At 69.0% G+C, this 17,786-nt stretch carries 13 protein-coding genes and 1 rRNA gene; 5 read left to right on the top strand and 9 right to left on the bottom strand.

Annotated features, from left to right (window positions below):
- The 4 genes from BM372_RS13375 to BM372_RS20730 all read right to left on the bottom strand — a co-directional run.
- Nucleotides 1-65 (bottom strand): 16S ribosomal RNA (locus BM372_RS13375); the annotation flags it as partial.
- 588 nt (nucleotides 66-653) lie between these two features.
- Nucleotides 654-1,928 (bottom strand): plasmid pRiA4b ORF-3 family protein, encoded by a 1,275-nt coding sequence (locus BM372_RS13370; protein WP_177236002.1) that lies wholly within the window; start codon nucleotides 1,926-1,928, stop codon nucleotides 654-656.
- Between the two features lie 161 nt (nucleotides 1,929-2,089).
- A complete protein-coding gene (locus BM372_RS13365) occupies nucleotides 2,090-2,608 on the bottom strand; it encodes a hypothetical protein (protein WP_256214247.1) in 519 nt (172 codons plus the stop codon).
- Between the two features lie 214 nt (nucleotides 2,609-2,822).
- On the bottom strand, nucleotides 2,823-2,987 hold the full coding sequence (locus BM372_RS20730) for a hypothetical protein (protein ID WP_177236001.1): 165 nt from the start codon (nucleotides 2,985-2,987) through the stop codon (nucleotides 2,823-2,825).
- A gap of 239 nt (nucleotides 2,988-3,226) precedes the next feature.
- Between BM372_RS20730 and BM372_RS13360 the strand changes: the two genes are divergently transcribed.
- Nucleotides 3,227-5,173, top strand: a complete 1,947-nt coding sequence (locus tag BM372_RS13360) for an ATP-binding protein (RefSeq protein WP_090955922.1) — start codon at nucleotides 3,227-3,229, stop codon at nucleotides 5,171-5,173.
- A gap of 89 nt (nucleotides 5,174-5,262) precedes the next feature.
- A complete protein-coding gene (locus tag BM372_RS13355; protein ID WP_090955921.1) occupies nucleotides 5,263-5,445 on the top strand; it encodes a PspC domain-containing protein in 183 nt (60 codons plus the stop codon).
- A gap of 679 nt (nucleotides 5,446-6,124) precedes the next feature.
- On the opposite strand, the gene atzF is transcribed toward BM372_RS13355, so the two are convergent.
- From atzF to BM372_RS13330, 5 genes are all read right to left on the bottom strand, one after another.
- Entirely contained in the window at nucleotides 6,125-8,059 is a 1,935-nt protein-coding gene (atzF, locus tag BM372_RS13350) for an allophanate hydrolase (protein WP_256214246.1), read from the bottom strand.
- The gene (gene uca / locus BM372_RS13345) at nucleotides 8,056-11,931 is read right to left on the bottom strand and encodes an urea carboxylase (RefSeq protein ID WP_090955920.1); all 3,876 of its coding nucleotides are present in this window, start codon (nucleotides 11,929-11,931) and stop codon (nucleotides 8,056-8,058) included. The genes atzF and uca overlap by 4 nt, the downstream gene beginning before the upstream one ends.
- Entirely contained in the window at nucleotides 11,928-12,608 is a 681-nt protein-coding gene (locus BM372_RS13340; protein ID WP_090955919.1) for an urea amidolyase associated protein UAAP2, read from the bottom strand. The genes uca and BM372_RS13340 overlap by 4 nt, the downstream gene beginning before the upstream one ends.
- Nucleotides 12,605-13,504 carry an urea amidolyase associated protein UAAP1 gene (locus BM372_RS13335; RefSeq protein WP_090955918.1) on the bottom strand — a complete coding sequence of 300 codons (900 nt, stop codon included), beginning with the start codon at nucleotides 13,502-13,504 and terminating at the stop codon, nucleotides 12,605-12,607. Before BM372_RS13335 ends, BM372_RS13340 begins: the two co-directional genes overlap by 4 nt.
- A gap of 77 nt (nucleotides 13,505-13,581) precedes the next feature.
- Nucleotides 13,582-15,111: an amino acid permease gene (locus BM372_RS13330; protein ID WP_090955949.1), complete on the bottom strand. Its 1,530-nt coding sequence runs from the start codon at nucleotides 15,109-15,111 to the stop codon at nucleotides 13,582-13,584.
- A gap of 239 nt (nucleotides 15,112-15,350) precedes the next feature.
- Between BM372_RS13330 and BM372_RS13325 the strand changes: the two genes are divergently transcribed.
- The 3 genes from BM372_RS13325 (at nucleotide 15,351) to BM372_RS13310 (ending at nucleotide 17,760) form a co-directional block, all read left to right on the top strand.
- A complete protein-coding gene (locus BM372_RS13325) occupies nucleotides 15,351-16,088 on the top strand; it encodes a TetR/AcrR family transcriptional regulator (RefSeq protein WP_090955917.1) in 738 nt (245 codons plus the stop codon).
- 174 nt (nucleotides 16,089-16,262) lie between these two features.
- The gene (locus BM372_RS13320; RefSeq protein WP_090955916.1) at nucleotides 16,263-16,670 is read left to right on the top strand and encodes a four-helix bundle copper-binding protein; all 408 of its coding nucleotides are present in this window, start codon (nucleotides 16,263-16,265) and stop codon (nucleotides 16,668-16,670) included.
- A 196-nt stretch (nucleotides 16,671-16,866) separates the two neighbouring features.
- On the top strand, nucleotides 16,867-17,760 hold the full coding sequence (locus BM372_RS13310) for a glucose 1-dehydrogenase (RefSeq protein ID WP_090955914.1): 894 nt from the start codon (nucleotides 16,867-16,869) through the stop codon (nucleotides 17,758-17,760).
- Nucleotides 17,761-17,786 lie beyond the last annotated feature (26 nt).

Here is a 17,786-nt window from a genome sequence, read left to right as displayed (position 1 = left end):
TCGACTTGCATGTGTTAAGCACGCCGCCAGCGTTCATCCTGAGCCAGGATCAAACTCTCCGTTGAAGAAAAACAGACACAGCACGCACCCCCGGGAAAACGGGAACAACGCACTGCACAAAATTTGAAACCAGCTGAAAAACCAGACCCGACACTTAGGTGACGGGCCCGGCAAAACAACCAATCCATAATAAATTGGTATCAACAAACTTGGCACACTATTGAGTTCTCAAACAACAGACACACCCGGCACCACCACAACCACCAAACGGTCGCGGATCGCTCCGGAGCAACTTTTCAAACTTACCCGAACCCGGGATGCTTTGCAAATCAGCATTTCTGCGATTTACGTGCTTCCCAGAAGGTCCCCGCCCTTATTTGACGCACTAAGTAGTGCGCCATTTTCCAGGCTGTTTATCAGGGGGTCGGTCGCTTTCTTTCCGCATCAGCGGCGGCGACTCGAATTACTTTACACGCCAGGTGGACCCCGCACAAATCCACCCTTTCGGGCGGCTCCGCAACGCCGAAATCCCCGGAATCGCGCGGGCTCCCGCCCGGCCGACGCCCCTCAGAGGGGCAGCAGGCCGGCGTCGACCTTGTATGGAGTGGGTCACACCCGCCCGGGGCGCGTGCTTTGACGACCACAACCTGTGCCTAGCTGTCCCCCAGCAGCGCCTGAACTTGGAGCAGGAACTTCAGGCCGCCGTCGGTGAGGTCCTGCTCTGAACGCCGGAAGCGCGGCGCCGGCGCCGTCAGCTGCAGGCAGTCCAGGGACTCCCGGACGGTGCGGTCGATGTCCCGGGCCCACGACTCCGGGATCGGGTCCCCGGAACGGGTCTCGAATCCGGTGGCTTCCAGCGCAGTGAGGATGGCCTCGCTGCGCTGGGTGTAGGACAGGGCAAACCCCTGGATCAGCCAGTACGCCGCGAGCCTGGTCATGAGTTTCAAGGCGTCCTTATTCGGGGCGCCGATCGTCTCAACCATGAAGTTCCAGAGCGCGTCCGGCTCGCGCAGACCGCGCTTGCCCAACGGGCCGAGCACCAGCCGGCCATTGCGCTTGAGCAGCAGCTTCCACTCCAGCAGGTGCAGGCGCAGGTTGAGGACATCCGGGACGTTGAGCTCCCGGTTGCCCTTACCCATGATCTCGTCGTACCAGCCGAACTCATCCAGCGTGCGCCGGACCATCGCAGGCTTCAGGAAACCGCTCTGCGTCAGTTCCAGTCCCTCCCCCGCGGCGTTTTCCAGGAACCACATGATGGGCCGCAGGACGGCGTCCCGTTCCTCCGAGGTGACGGGCTGCGGCCAGAGCTGCAGGCTGAGCCGCCCCAGCTTCCGGTTGACGGCGTCGAGGTCGAAAGCGCCGGCGTCGAACGCGCCGGCCCGCTCCCCGGTGACGTTCGCAAACCACTCTGCGGCCTCGTAAAACTCCGGGTGTTCCTCATCCGAGAGTATCCCCGCGAGGCGCCGGAACCCGCCGGGACCGCCGGAGTCCTCCACCGGTCCGCGGCTGGCGCCCTCCACGCAGGCGATCGTCCCCTCGGGTACCTGGGCCCGTCCCACCAGCTCCACCGTGTGGGTCCAGGAGTCGCCGAAGTCATATTCGTACTCGAAAAGGGCCGGTCCGGTGCCCGCCGCACCAAGAAGTTCAAAGAGGACGACGCCGGATGCCGGCTCCGCGTCGATGTCCTCCGCCGCGTCATCGGGACCGACGATGACGCGGGATTGGCCGCGCCGGTCGACGCTTCTGATGCCGTAGAGGTGCCGGTCCTGCCAGCCGAAGGCGCACTGGATGGCCTCGTGGAACTGCGGGATCGTGATGGTTTCGGGGAGGATGAGGCGCCGCCAGATCTCTGGTTCCGTGCCGTCAATGCTGATGCGCAGGTCGAAGGCGGGAACTGTGGCAACTGGGGTGGGGCCTGCGGCGTCCATGCTCGCCATTGTGCCAGAGCCCAACTGTGGAGGATGTCAGGTGAAGGTCCTTTTGAGACACCGGATGGCGAGCCGGTAGCAAGCCTCTGTCCCGCCGTCGTCCGCGGGACTAAGGTTCCAGCTGCCGCGGGAACCTGCTTAGCGGATCCTGCCGCCGTGGCTCAGCGCGCCGGCAGTCCCTCCACGAATGGCACCTGGGCGGAATACTGCTGGTAGAGCTTCACGGCCTCGTCGATCTCGATATGGCCGAAGGTCAATGCGACCTGCAGCCCCTCGAGCTGGGCGCTGGAGGACTCGGCCGCGCTCACCCTGTCCGCCAGCGAACGCGACGTCGCAAAATTTGTGGCCAGCGCCGCGGCAACGGACAGGATCATCGCCAGCAGACACAGCACGCGCCACACCAGCGAGTCGTCGCCCAGGCCGAAGATTCCCGCCACCGTTTCGGTGAACCCCGTGCCCCCGACGGCGGGCCCGGCCGTGAGCGCGGCGGCCAGCGCGCTGCCCACAATGCTGACGTTGGCCAGGCGGTTACGTTTGGGGCGTTCCCGGCCGAGGTAGGCGCGGATGGCCTGTTGCTTCTCGTCGATGCGCGTGGACAGCTTTTGCCGCGTATCGGATGTTTCGTCCATGATCTGGTACCAGCTTCCCTCGCCGATCGTGTCCGCACGCCGGAGGGCCAAGGCGGTGGATCCCGCTCTCTCCGTGCCGCTCCCGAAACGCGCACACGATTAGGATGCTCCCGCCCCACAGCCGTGTCCAGACTCCCCGTCCGGGGTGCCCCAGCCGGACGAGCAAGACCCAAGCAGAGCAAGCCCAGAATGCCCAGCCCTAGACAGAGCGAGATCTCCGGCTTCTATGAAGCCGGAGATCTCGAGCCGACCGCTAGGGCTGGACCTAACGCATCGATGCGTACGGTTGGCTCGGAAGCCCGTCCGCGGACCAGGGCCTTGTGGACTGCACCGGCGGCGTGTGGCCCCGGCCGTCGCGGCGCACGGCGACGATCGTGGCGGTGAGCGCGGGGGCTACGACGACGGCCAGCAGGATGATGAGAGCCAACATTTTGATGCACCTCGGGTTTGCTTGGACTGGTTTGTTGTGGGAGTGGTTGTTATAGGCGTGGGCCGGGTTCGGCTGTTGCAACTTCCGTCCGGGTGCCGGCTCCTTGTGGGGATGAATCCAGTCTGCGTTCCGGCCGTGTGAGCCAGCGTGTGAGCGGCAGTATGTGCGAGGCACCGCCGTAACTCCGCCGCCGCAACTCGGCCCGCTTCCTCCCCCAGCCGCGGCGTAGCATGATTCCTATGGCCGAAACCTGGATTCGGCTCCTCGGTCCGCCCAGGATCGAGTCCGCAGGCACCGAATTCCGGCAGCTCCGGGGCCGCAAGGCCTGGGCTGTGCTGGCCTACCTCGCGCTTCAGCCGGAGGGCAGCGGCCGGGCGCGGACCGCAGCCCTCCTCTTCCCCGATGCCGGCGATCCCCTCGGCGCGCTCCGGTGGAACCTCTCCGAACTGCGCCGGACCCTCGGCCCCGATTCAATCTCCGGGGACCCGCTGCGGCTGAGACTCCCGGCGGGATGGCGGTGCGATGCCGTCGCCGCCCTGCACCCCGCGGCGAATGGGAACCCGAACGGGGACAGCGACGCCGGTGCAGACCCGCGCACGTTCGACGGCCAGCTTCTTGAGGGCCTCTCGTTCGGCGACTGTCCCGTCTTCGAGTCGTGGCTGGAAGACCAGCGGCACCGGCTGGAGAACTGCGTGCTGACGCTGCTGTACGAGGCGTCGCTCGCCGCCCTGGCCTGCGGAAAGGCGGACGACGCCGTCGACCTCGCCACCCGCGCGCTGCACCTCGACGCCTTCAACGCCGACTGCCACGCCGTACTGATCAGGGCGTTCATCGCCCTGGGCGAGCACCGGCGGGCGCGCGAGCAGGCGGATAAGTGCCGCGACCTGTACCACCGCGAGCTCGGCCTCGGGCTGCCCGCAGAGGTCCGCCGGGCGCTCTATGACGCCGCTCCAACGGCCGAACCGGGGCTGCCGGCCAATGCGGCCACGGTGCACTCGTACCTTGACGCCGCCGGCGCCTCGCTCTCGGCCGGGTCGGTGGACCGCGGGCTGGACCAGTTGCGGCTCGCCGTCGAGCTCGCGCAGCGGACCGGCGACGGGCATCTCGTAGCCGAGTCGCTGGTGACGCTGTCCAGCGCATTGATTCATCAGGCCGGCGGCCGCGGCGCCGAGGTGGCCGACCTCCTGCACCGGGCCCTGCAATCGGAGGGAGTGCCGTCAGCGGCACTCCAGATGGGAGCATTGCGGCCGGGGTCGCGGTCGACGGCGGCACGGCAGTCGGGAGCGCCGCCGTTGGGATCAACGCGGTCGACGGCGGTGCGAACCGAACGTCGGCCCGGCGCGTCGCGGGTGGCGGCGGCCGCGTACCGCGAGCTGGGCTACCTGTCGGTGCAGCGCGGCATTCCGGACCGTGCCGCCGGCTGGCTGGAGCTGGCCGCGAAAGCTGCGGACGGGTTCCCCGATGAGCAGTCGAGGATCCTGGCCATCAAGGGCATGGCGGCCTCGGACACGGCGCATTATGGCGAGGCGCTGGCGGCCCTTACTGAGTCGAGCCGGCTGGCGGCCGAGCTCGGCAGTCCGCGTCTGCTGGCGTTCAGCGAGGCCTTGATCGGCCGTGTCCATCTGCAGCGGGAGGAGCTGGGGCTGGCCGCGGGGACCCTGGACCGGGCCCTGGCGCTGGTCGCGGCCGAACGCTGGACGTCCTTCGAGCCGTTCGTCACGGGCCTGCGAGGCGAGACCTACCTTGCGACCGGCCGGCTGGACGACGCCGCCGCGCTCATTGACCGCTCCTGGGTCATGGCCGACGTCGCCGGCGACCATTGCTTCCTGACGCTGGCCGCCGGCGCCAAGGCCCGGCTCAGCATGGCGCTTGGTGATCCCACGGCCGCCGAGATGTGGCTCCGGCGGGGCCTCGAGACCACGCCCTGGTACCTCTGGTACCGGGCGCGGCTGCTGGACACGGCCGCGGAGGTCGCCATCGCGGGCAGTTCCCCGGTTGCCGGGGACTACGCCGCCAAGCTGGGGACCATGGCCAGCCGCGGCGCGCTGCGCGAACTCCTGGTCCGGGCACATTCGCACCGGGCAGTGCTGGGTGACACGGCGGCCGCCGAGGCGATTCCCTGGCTGGCAAAGGACATCGACAACCCCGCACTGAACGCCTACCTGGCCCGGCGCGGGCAGCTGTGACGACTCGCCCCGGTGTGGGACTGTGGCGCTCGACATTACCGGCGAAGATTCCTGCTGACGGGATCAGTGCCCGGTGCTAGGGTGTCGAAATGGCAGCAACTTTGGTTCGTCCCAGGCGCGGCAAAATCGTCGCCGGGGTCTGCGCCGCCCTGGCCGACCGCTTCGAGGTCCCCCGGGCATTCGTCCGCCTCGGGTTCATTTTCTTTGGCCTTTTCGGCGTGGGCGAGTTTGTCTACATCGTGCTGTGGATCGTCATCCCCAAGGGCAATTAGCAGCAGTCCTCCCTGGAAAGATCAGCCTGGGGTCAGTGCCACGCCACTCCCCCGCCAAATGTTGGGGAGCACCTTAGTGTCATAGCACTCAACTTGGGGGTATGTGTGATGGAAAAACTGACCAGCCGGGACCGGAGCGGGCCGCGCGGGTTCTCGTACGGGCCGGGTCCTTTCCATCGCCCGCTGTGCTCGGGCTGGTTGCGGCCGTGGTCGCTGGCGCCTACACGTTGCGGCCCATTCCAAACGATGGGGAGCCCCATCCCCTCGGGCTCTACAGCTTGATCGAGGGCGCTACATCACCGTTCACCCTTGCCCTGATCGGAGCAGTCATCGCCGACCTGATCGTCCGCCGCCGAACAAGGCCAACGATCGCCGGATAGAACCCGTCGCCGCTAGTTGGGATGCCTGTGGATCGGCCGACGACGGCGTTCGGCTGTAAATAGCGTCGCCCGGCAGCAGCCAGAGATACTGCAATCCCGCCTCGTCGGTCGCGGCCGGCAACGCCTCCGCCCCGGGGCCTGGGGCCGCCGAAGACGTGAATATGGACCACCATGTCTTGAGGTCAAGCACGTCGTTCCTTTCGGTCGTTCAATCCATGCCGATAGAGGCAGACTGGTCCGCAGCAGCTGAGCCGGCCCGCTTCCGGGTTTCGACGAGCTCCCCGGAAGCGGGCGCTCCGCTACATCCGCGTGGTCCCCGACTGCCGCCCTCGTGTGAGCCCGACCAGGAGCGCGTCGCCGAGGGTGCTTCGGGATTCGTGCGTGCTTTGAGGTTCATGCCCACCGACTTCCCGTGCTGGCTTTTCCTGCCCGGCCACTTCCTCTTGGGTCTGGAACGCCGCGAGCGCAGCCAGCCAGTCGCCGTACCGGGTGATGTCCGTGCCGCCCGCGGCCGCCACCGCGTCGCAGGCGAAGCCGACTGCGCTCGAACCGTCGCTCAGGCGCACGGATCCCAGGAGCATCGGCTCCGGCAGCGCGGCAAGGAACTTCCCCAGTGCCGCTTCCGACAGGAGCCACCGCTCGGCCACCAGTTCGGCACCATCCTCGGATCGGTACACCCCCGGCTTCGGCGGCTCGGTGCCCAGCGAAACCATGCGGTAGCGGGCCGCCGTGCGAACCTGCCCGTCCCAGGCGGCTCCCAGTGTTTCGAGCTGGTGGGCCAGCGGCTGGCCTTTGCGGTGCGCCCCCACCACCACCAGGGGCACGCAGGCCGCGCCGGCGCGGACCGGCCACGGCTTCCGCGAGGGCAACTGCTCCCCCGGCGCCTGCCGCGCGGCAGCCGCTCCGGCCGCGAACAACGACGGCAGCACGGGCGGGGTTTCGATCCTGCGGGCGATGTCCGCCACCGCTGCGTCGTCGAACGTGCGTCCCACCACGGTGAGGCCGAACTGGGCTCCCTTGACTTCGCCCGCGGGGACGGCGACGGCACACAGATCGAACAGGTTGCAGAAGTTCGTGTACGTGCCCATGCGCGAGTTCACGCCCACGGGGTCGGCAGCGACCTCCGCCAAAGTTGGGTGGAACGGTGCGGTGGGGACCACCAGGGCATCGAAACCCTCCAGCCGCGCCATGGCCTGCCGCTTGAGTCCGTCCAGCCGGGCGGTGTCCGAAACGTACCGGTGCGCGGGCACCTGGCCGGCGCCGCGGACGATTCCGGCGACCGTTCCATCCAGTCCGGCAGGATTCCCGGAACCTTCGGAACCCGACGACGCCGCGTCGACAAACGCCCCGACGGCGGCGTACCGCTCGGCCACCAACCCGCCGTCGTACAGCAGACGCGCGGCCTGCAGGAACACGTCGAAATCGATCGGCTCGGCCTCCACGCCGGCGGCCCGAAGCCTGGCGATCTGCCGGCCGAATTCGGCCGCCCAGGCCGCCGGGAGCTCGGGGAGGCTGGCCGGGTAGGCAACTCGCGGCCGGGCTGGCGCGGCCAGCCTGACATCCGCGGGCCACGGACGCGCCCCGCCGGCCATCGTTCCCATGGCCAGCTCGGCCGTGCCCAGGTCGCGCGCGAAAATGGTCACGGCGTCCCAGGAGCGGCACGCCGGCACCACCCCGGCGGTGGACACCACGTCCCGGGTGGCCTTGATGCCGACGATCCCCTGCAGTCCGGCGGGAACGCGGCCGGATCCGGCGGTGTCGGTGCCGATGGCGATGTCCGCCAGTCCCAAGGCTACGGCCACTGCCGAGCCGGAGCTGGAACCGCCGGAAATGAAGTCCGGGCGGCGCGCGTCGCGGACCGCCCCGTGCGGGCTGCGGGTTCCCACCAGCCCGGTGGCGAACTGGTCCAGGTTGGTGGCCCCCAAAACCACCGCGCCCGCGGCCCGCAGCCGAGCCACCGCCTCGGCGTCCTGCTCCGGGGTGTAGCCAAAGCCGGGGCACGCCGCGGTGGTGTCGATCCCGGCCACATCCACATTGTTTTTCACGGCGAGGACGAGCCCGGCCAGGGGCAGGTCCGCGCCGGCGGCCACCGCTGCATCAACAGCGGCCGCGTCGGCCAGCAGGTCCTCTGCGGCCCGGACGGTGATCCAGATTTCCGGCCGCCCGGCGGCTTCGATGGCGGCCAGCGCCGCCCGCACGCGCGCTGTCGCGCTCCCCGCATTCGTCGTCATCATGCCGGGACCTCTTCCAGTTCCTTGTTGACCATTTCCTTGTTTTCCAGGTGCTTGTTTTCCAGGTGCTTGTTGACCATTTGCTCCGCGGACGGGTCCGTCCCGGAGGGTCCGGCAAAGGTTTCCGTGGGCGGGCCGAGGACCACCAGGGCTTCGCCGCCCACCACTTGGGACCCGGCCACGGGCAGCACCCGCTGCACCACGCCGTCGCACGGGGCCGTCAGCACGGTTTCCATCTTCATCGCCTCCAGTGACACGAGCGGCTGGCCCTTCACCACCTCGTCGCCCACGGCGACATCCACCTTCCACACACTGGCGGCAAAGGGTGCGGCCACCAGGGTGGCGCCGTCGGGCACCACCGGCTCTTCGGCGTCGGGCACGACGGCGGCCACCGCGTCCGCGCGGTCGAACTCGCCGGCGTCGGACCAGGCCTGCCGTTCGACCGCGAAGGCCGCCGCCTGCTGCTCGCGGAACACCGCGATGGACTCGCTGTTCCGAGCCAGGAAGTCCTCGTGCTCGGCCAGGGAGAAGGTTCCGTCCTCGATCTCGACGCCGCGTCCCCGGCCGGCGGCCATGTCCGCCCGCAGGTCCAGCAGCTCTTCCGGGCTGACCGGATACCAAGAGATGCGGTCGAAGAACCGCAGCAGCCAGGGCGAGCCCGGCTCGAACGGCGCGGAATCGGCGTAGCGCGACCACACCTGGGTGGTCCGGCCCACGAATTGGTAGCCGCCCGGTCCTTCCATGCCGTAGATGCACATGTAGGCTCCGCCGATTCCGACGGCGTTTTCCGGCGTCCAGGTCCGGGCCGGGTTGTACTTGGTGGTGACCAGGCGGTGGCGCGGATCCAGGGGTGTGGCCACCGGGGCGCCCAAGTACACGTCGCCGAGTCCCAGGACCAGGTATTCGGCGTTGAAGACCGTGTCGAAGACGTCGTTCACGGACTCCAGGCCGTTGATGCGCCGGATGAACTCGATGTTCCACGGGCACCAGGGGGCGTCGTCCCGGACGCCGGCCATGTAGCGCTGGATCGCTTCGCGGGTGGCCGGATCGTCCCAGGACAGCGGCAGGCGGACCGTGCGGCTGGGCACCACGAGCTCCGAACTGGCCGGCAGGGCGGCCTCGATTTCCTGCATCAGGCCCAGGAGCCGCGGGGTGGTGAGCACTGCGGGGTCGATCTTGATCTGCAGGGACCGGATCCCCGGGGTAAGGTCGACGATCCCCGGCAGGCGGAGCTCCTCGAGGTGCTGGTGCAGGGCGTGCACGCGGGCCCTCAGGCTAAGGTCCAGCACCATGTCGCCGTATTCCACCAGCAGGTTGTCATCGCCGGAACGGCGGTAGGTGACCGCCGGCCGTCTGGGGCCTTCCGGCACCCGGCCCAGCACGCCGTCGTCGCCGTCTCCGCGGCGGACGCCGAGGGCGCCAGCACCGGAGGTCAGGCCGCCGGCGGCGGCAGCGGCGTTCTGGTCAGCGCCGGAACGGGACCAGCCGGCCTCCCCCGGCAGCACCAGCTGCCGGCCGGATCCGAGGTCCTTCGCCGACGGCGCCTGGCAGGCTTGCACCGGCACGAAGCGGACGGTGTCGCCGGGACGGAGCTGGCCGAGCTTCCAGCGGTCGGCCGTCACCACCGTCACCGGGCAGACGAAGCCGCCCAGGCTGGGGCCGTCCGGGCCGAGCAGGATGGGGGTGTCGCCCGTGAAATCCAGGGCGCCCACCGAGTAGGCGGTGTCGTGGATGTTGGACGGGTGCAGTCCGGCCTCGCCGCCGTCGGCGCGGGCCCACCGCGGCTTCGGGCCGGTGAGGCGGACGCCGGTGCGGGCGGAGTTGAAGTGCACCTCGTAGCTGGCGGCGTAGAGCTCCTCGATGTCCTCCCGCTGGAAGAACTCGGGGGCGCCGTGCGGGCCCTCCACCACTGTCAGCTCCCACGCGGAGGTCAGTACGGGCCGGCTGTCGAGTGGCACGGCACCAACCGAAGTGGCCGGCGTCGCGGCTGGCGTCACATCTGCCGAGCCTGCCGACGTCGTACCGGTGGCGGCGTCCGGGGCTACTGCCCGCAGCACATCACCGGCGCGGAGCACGCGGCCGCCGTGGCCGCCGAACTGGCCGAGGGTGAAGGTGGATGCGCTGCCCAGGTACTGCGGGATGTCGAGCCCGCCCTGGAACAGGATGTAGCCGCGGAGGCCCGATCCTTCGGCGGTGCCGACGTCGAGCGTTCCTCCCGCGGGGACCGTTACCGGCTCCCAGGCCGGCACGTCCGCGCCGTCCACGGTCAGCGTGGTGGCGGCACCGACCACACACACGGTGGTGGCGTGGGTGAAGTGCAGGCTGGGACCGGTCATGGTGAACTCGAGCCCGGGTGCGCCTTCGTCGTTGCCCAGTGCCTTGTTGCCGAGCCGGAAGGACAGATCGTCCATCGGGCCGCTGGGCGGGACGCCTACCTGCCACAGTCCGGCGCGGCCCGGCCAGTCCTGCACCGAGGTCTGCAGCCCTGGCCGCTCCACGGTGATCCGGGGTTCCGGGTCGCCCAGGTCGTTCAGGGTGCCGGTGGAATGGGCCGCGCTGCGGACCACGTCCAGGGCCGTCACGGCCCGGAGCATGCCGAGGTTGGTCTCGATCCCGTCGATCCGTGTGGTCTTCAGCGCGGCGCCGAGCCGGTCGAAGGCCTGGTTGCGGTCCGTGCCGGTGGTGATGATCTTGGCCAGGAGGGGGTCGTAGTTGGTGGACACCTCGCTGCCGGTTTCCACCCAGGCGTCCACGCGCGCGGCGTCAGTCCCGGGGTAGGCGGCGTTGGTGACGGTTCCCGAACTCGGCTGGAAGTTGCGCGCCGGGTCCTCCGCATAGAGGCGGGCCTCGACGGCGGAGCCGGTGACGGGGATGCTGTCCGGACGCCCGGCCAGCACGCCGGCTGCCTCGGTGCCGCCCTGGGCCAGCCGGAGCATCCACTCCACGAGGTCGACGCCAGTGACGGCCTCCGTGACGGGGTGTTCAACCTGGAGCCGGGCGTTGACCTCCAGGAAGGAGGCTTCCTTGCGGGCGGGGTCGTAGACGAACTCGACGGTCCCGGCCGAGCGGTAGTTCAGGGACGCGCACAGGGCCCGCGAGCTGCGGTGCAGTTCGTCCCGGAGTGCCTCGGGCAGGTCCGGTGCGGGCGCTTCCTCCAGTACTTTCTGGTGGCGGCGCTGCAGCGAGCAGTCGCGGTCGCCCAGGCTGACCACCCGGCCTTCGCCGTCGCCGAAGATCTGCACTTCCACGTGCCGGGCGTGTTCGACGTAGCGTTCGGCGAAGACGCCGGCGGTGCTGAAGCTCGCGCCGGCGAGCCTGGCGACCCGGTCGTAGCCCTCGGTGAGCTCGTCCTCGGAGCGGCACACGGTCATGCCGATGCCGCCGCCGCCGCCCGTGGCCTTGAGCATGAGGGGGAAGCCGATGTCCCGGGCGGCGAGTACGGCGGCGTCGACGTCCGGCAGCAGGCCGGATCCGGCGATCATGGGCACCCCGGCGGCCTGCGCGGCATCGCGGGCGGTGTGCTTGGTGCCGAAGATCCGGAGCTGTTCCGGGGTGGGTCCCACGAACACCAGCCCGGCGGCTTCCACGGCCTCGGCGAAGCCGGCGTCCTCGGAGAGGAAGCCGTAGCCGGGGTGGATGGCGCCGGCTCCGGTGGCTGCGGCCGCCGCCAGCAGGGCGTCCACCTTAAGGTAGGAGTCTTTGGCCGGGGCGGGGCCCAGCAGCACGGCCTCATCCGCGAGCCTGACGTGGCGGGCGCCGCGGTCCGCCTCGGAGAACACCGCCACGGTCCGGAGCCCGATCTTCCGCGCCGATTCGATGATGCGGCAGGCGATTTCGCCGCGGTTGGCGACCAGCAGGGTGTCGAAGCGGTTCACAGGGCGGCCTCCGCACGGGTGACGATCATGCGGACGGGCGTGGGGTTGAAGCCGTTGCACGGGTTGTTGATCTGCGGGCAGTTGGAGACCAGCACCAGGGTGTCCACCTCGGCCCGGAGGGCCACCCGCTTGCCGGGGGCGGAGAGGCCGTCCACGATGCCGAGGGCCCCGTCCGGGTCGACCGGAACGTTCATGAACCAGTTGATGTTGGAGACCAGGTCGCGCTTGCCAAGCCCCCAGCGGGAGCCCTCGATCAGGAAGTTCTCCACACAGGCGTGCTGTTCGCGGGTGTGCTGGCCATAGCGCAGCGTGTTGGATTCCTGCGAGCAGGCCCCGCCGATGGTGTCGTGCACGCCCACCTCGTCCGCCACCACGGTCATCAGCGGCACGCCGGCGTCGGAGCGCAGCACGGAACCGGTGGTCAGCACGATCGAGCGCTGCTCGGCAATGGTGACGGCCGCGGAGTAACGCACGTCCGTGTCGTCGGCGGCGTAGAGCAGGCAGTCCACCGCCTGGTTGCCTTCCAGGTCCACGATGGTCAGGACGTCACCGGCGGCCACCACGGCGGACCAGGGCCCGCGCGCTTCGACGTATTCATCCAGGACGACGGCGCCTGCGGCGAGCGCTGTTTCGCTGGCGCTGGCGGTTTGGGGTGTCAGGGTGTCGGTGGTGGTCATCGTGCGTTCCTTGCCGTGAAGTCGTGTTCGGTGTTGTTCAGGGCTTGCCGGTGTTCGGGGCTCAGCGGACCGGCCAGGGTTCCGTCCTCCAGCCGGCGGAGGTCGTGGGGGGCGTGCCAGGCGACGACGTCGACGGCGGTTCCGGTGAAGTCCGGCCGCGGATCCAGCGGATGGGCGGTGTTCGCGAGGAGCACCACGGCGTCCATCTGCAGCAGGATCTCGACGGCGGTTCCGGCGCCGGCGCTGCCGGTGAACCGGATGCGGCCGTCCGGATCAACCTGGATCCCCTTGAAAAGGGAGAGCGACGGCGCCACATCCCGGGCGCCCAAGCCCTGCTTCAGTGCGGCGAGGGTCAGCAGTTCACGCCCGGCGGGCGAGCTGCTGTGGGCCGTGCCGGCGCCATAGCGGGCGGTGTTCCCGGCCAGCGTGGTGGTGCCGGTCAGGGCGTCGTGGCGTGCGGACGTGTCGGTCACGATCGTGGCCATCAGCCGGCCGGCGTCGGACAGCAGCGGGTGTCCCGCCGTCGGGTAGGCCTGCCATGGAACCTTGACGGTGTCGGCCACATTGAGCCGTTCGTGCAGCAGGCCGGCGCGGTAGAGCAGCACGTGGACGCAGGCGTCGCCGTCGGTGTCCGTGAGCCGCAGCCGGGTGCCGCGGGCCAGGGGCAGGGCGGTGTAGCGGCCGAAGGCGACGGATTCGGCCCAGGTCAGGCGGTCCTTGGCGGCCGCGGGCAGCCCGGCGGTGAGCCGCGCCGGGGCGGAGGCGGCCGGGACGTGCCGCATGGTGTCCGCGGTCCGTCCGTGCTGGTCCCGGGCGTGCGCGCGGGCACCTGCAGTGGTGGACGTGGCAGTGGTGGCGGGTGTTTCGGTGGCAGGTGTTTCGGTGGTCTGTGTCATGTCAATCCTGAGGTGGGCGGCCGCGGAAGTGTCCGCTGGGGTGGTCAGAGTCAGGTGGGCGGAAAGGAACCGGCAGGTCAGGCCTTGGCCAGGCCGGCCGTCTGGGCGGCAGTCCGGGCAATGGAGCGCCGGATCCAGATGCCGAGGAGGAGCACGATGCCCACCATCAGCGGCGCGGACCAGAGCAGAAGTCCGTTTTCGCCGGAGGGGTCGTAGACCTCGGGCCGGGGCCAGGCGAGGTTGACCACCATCACGGCGCCGTAGAGCACAGCGAGGATGTTGACGGGCAGGCCCCAGCGTCCCAGGGTGAACAGCCCTGCCGGCATGGTCTGGCCCACCCGGTCCCAGTCGCCGCGGAGCCGGTTGAGCAGCTGCGGCACGGTGACCAACAGGTAGGCCAGGTACACCATCACGATGCAGACGCTGCAGAGCGTGGTGAAGAGGGCGGCGTTGCCGACGTTGATGGCCAGCACGCCCACGGCCAGGGCGCCGATGGCGATCGAGGGCCACATCGGGGTGCCCCGGACGGGGTGGACGGAGGAGAGCAGCGCCGAGGCGGGGAGCTTGCCGTCGCGGGCCATGGAGAACACCAGGCGCGAACCGGCCGTCTGGATGGCCAGGGTGCAGACGAAGATGGCCACGGCCACGTCCACCAGCAGAACCTTGCCCCAGAAGGTGCCCAGGACGGCGGTCAGCACGTAGGGCAGGCCCTCGGTGGCGAGCCGGCCGTCGTCGAGGCTTGGCGCGGCCATCAGCGCCGTGATAATCATCAGTCCCCCGCCGATCCCGGAGATGATCAGGGCGGACAGGATGGTCCGGGGTGCCGTGCGCCGCGGCGATTTCGTCTCTTCGGAGAGCTCACCGGCGGAGTTGAAGCCCACCATGACGTAGGCGGCCATCAGGCCAGAGACCATGAACGCGCCGACGGCTCCCAGGTCGGTTCCCTGCAGGACGGTGGTGTCCATCACCACGTCCGGTCCGCGCTGGGCAGCCGTGATGAGCGCCAGGATGACGGCGGCGACGCCGATGATCTCGCATGTCACCCCCACCGAGTTCACGTGGGCCATCAGTTTGACGCCGAGTGAGTTGATCACCGTGGTGGCCACCAGCAGGATGGCACCGAGGACGACGGCGTTGGCGGCACCGGTGGTGGTGTTCAACGCCGGATCGCCTCCCACCAGCTGGAACCCTTCCCAGAGCTGGGGCAGCACCACCTGGAGCGCGATCGCGGCCGCGGCGGCTGTCACCACCTGGGCCAGAGCCATGAACCAGCCCGCGAACCAGCCCACCGTTTCGCCGCCGACGCGCCGTGCCCACTGGTACACGGCCCCGGAGAGCGGGTAGCGGGCGGCGAGTTCGGCGAAGTTCAGGGCCACCAGCAGCTGGCCGATCAGCACCACCGGCCACGTCCAGAAGAACGCCGGGCCGGCAAAGGAGTAGCCGAAGGCGAAGAGCTGGAAGATGGTGGTCAGGATGGACACGAAGGAGAAGCCCGCCGCGAACGAGGCGTACCGGCCCAGCTTGCGGTGCAGGGCCGGCTCGTAGCCAAGGGACGTGAGGTCTGCGTCGTCCGTCTGCGCGGATGAGGGAAGAACGGTGGATGTCATCGGAAACTCCGGGGCTGGAACGGCGTGGGGGTTCATGCGTTCCGGCAAATGCAGTCCTGGGCTCGACGCTGCAGAATACCGGTCGATTGATAGTTTTACAGCCGAACATCCCGAACTCGTTTCCCCCGTGTAAAAGGCTGATTGACGGTTTATTTCCGGGGCGTTTCCCCCTCCTCACCAAGCCTCGTGCGGCGTCGCGGACCGGCGTCATGGACCGCGACGGGGTGCAAGAATGAACCGTGACACCAACCGGACCGGGGCGCCCCCGCAAACAGCAACCCTCCCGCCCTGGAGCCACCGCCCGCGAGGAAATCCTCGACGCCGCCGCCGAACTCTTCACCACGCAGGGGTACGCCAACACCTCAACCCGCTCCATCGCGGACGCCGTGGGGATGCGCCAGTCGTCCCTGTACCACCACTTCAGCACCAAGGATGACATCCTTGAGGTCCTGCTGGCCGGCACGGTGGCCAGCGGGCTCGCCTTTGCCCGCGCCATGTGCGCGGACACCGCCAGCGGCAATGGAAGCGACGCCGTCAACGCCGTCGACGACGACAGCGACGGTCACAGCGCCGGGGACCGCAGCCACGTGGCGGTAGCGGCGCGGCTCCACGCCGTCGCCCTCCATGACGGAACCCAGCTGTGCGATGCCCGGTGGAACCTCGGGGTGCTCTACAACCTGCCGGAGGCGCGCAGTGCCCGGTTCCAGAGATTTATGGCGGACCGGATGGAGCTCCGGAGCCTGTACCAGCGCCTGGGCTCGGAGCTCCCGGGGAACGGCTGGAGCAGTACCGGCCAGGTTGGGGACTTGGCCTTCCGGCTCGTGGAGTCCCTGGTCAGCCTCCGCGCCGACGGGCTCGCCACAGCCGAGTCCGCGCTGCAGGCGGCCGACGCCGGCATCGTCCTCGGCGGCCTGGGCGGCAGCCTTCCTGCCATTCGGATCCGCAGTGCGGAGCTCATCGCGGCTGCGAGCTCCTAGGCCGTTCCCAAGTTCCGGACGACGTCCGCCGAGCCGCCGCACTGCCCTCCCGGACTTCCGTTCCGACTCCGCCTGCTTCTGTGCCCTTCGCAAGCCCGGAGTAGGAAGGCTACCGTCTATATAGGGCGGCGGCCCGCCGATTCCTCTCTTCGTCTATGGATCAGGAGCAGACCAATGAGTCACATCACGTCAATGCTGGAAACCTACCCGAAAGACCTCGGCGGTGTTGACCGTCAGAAGCTGGCTGATTGCATCGCGGCATGTTTCGAATGTGCGCAGACTTGTACCGCCTGCGCAGATGCTTGCCTGAGCGAGGACATGGTGGCCGATCTGACCAAGTGCATCCGTACCGACCTGGACTGCTCTGACATCTGCGCCACCACCGGAAACGTCCTATCCCGCCACACCGGGTACGATGCGAACCTCACACGGGCCGTCCTTGAGGCATGCCGGATGGCGTGCAAAGCCTGCGGTGATGAGTGTGAACAGCATGCGGGAATGCATGAGCATTGCCGGGTCTGCGCTGAGGCGTGCCGCCGCTGCGAGAAGGCCTGCGAGCAACTCCTGTCTTCCCTGGGCTGATAGCCCCTAACCCATAGGTCAGCCGGCTGCCTCCCCCGAGAGCCTGAGGTTAGCCCGGTAAAGTTCAGTCAACACGACGAAGTCTGTTGCAGCCACCACGCCAAGCTGGCTAGGCTGAATGCTAAGCCTGCTTAGCATCATGCGGGCGGCGTTACGACGCACAGTCCGGTTCAGACCAACCATGCGGAGGAACATCATGACCGACCAGTACACGTTCAAGAACCCCGTCACCGCCTACGAGCACATCGAGCCGCCCAAGCAGCACCAGCCCGAGCCGGGCCTCGACGCGAAGCTGACGCCCAAGGCGGACCTCGGCGAGGACAGCTACCGCGGCACCGGCCGCCTCGAAGGCCGCAAGGCAATCGTCACCGGCGCCGACTCCGGGATCGGCGCCGCCACGGCGATCGCGTTCGCAAGGGAGGGGGCCGACCTCGTGCTTTCCTACCTGCCGGAGGAGGAAGAGGACGCCGCCCGCATCGCGAACCTGATCGAGAAGGCGGGCCGGAAGGCCGTCAGGGTGCCCGGTGACCTGAAGGATTCGGCCACGTGCCGGGAGCTGGTGGACACCGCGCTGCGCGAGCTGGGCGGCCTGGACCTGCTGGTCAACAACGCCGGCAAGCAGGTGGCGCAGGAGGATCTGGAGCAGATCACGGACGAGCAGTTCGACCACACGCTCAAAACCAACGTCTACGCCATGTTCTGGTTGACCAAGGCTGCGGTGCCGCACCTGCCGGCCGGGTCCACCATCATCAACACCACGTCCATCCAGGCGTACAACCCCTCCCCCACGCTGGTGGATTACGCCACCACCAAGGCGAGCATCAACAACTTCACCAAGGGCCTGGCCCAGCAGCTGGCGCCCAAGGGTATCCGGGTCAACGCCGTGGCGCCCGGCCCCATCTGGACGCCGCTGCAGGTCAGTAGCGGCCAGCCGAAGGAAGCGCTGCCCGAGTTCGGCAAGGACACTCCCCTGGGCCGCGCCGGCCAGCCGGCCGAACTGGCCCCGGCCTACGTGTTCCTGGCCTCGGCAGAGTCCAGCTTCGTGGTGGGCGAGACCCTTAACGTCAACGGCGGCAGCCCGACGCCGTAGCCCGGATTAAGCGCGGATGGGCCCTT

Source organism: Arthrobacter sp. ov118 (assembly GCF_900116495.1).
GTDB lineage: Bacteria > Actinomycetota > Actinomycetes > Actinomycetales > Micrococcaceae > Arthrobacter.
This window is presented reverse-complemented; position numbering and strand designations above follow the sequence as displayed.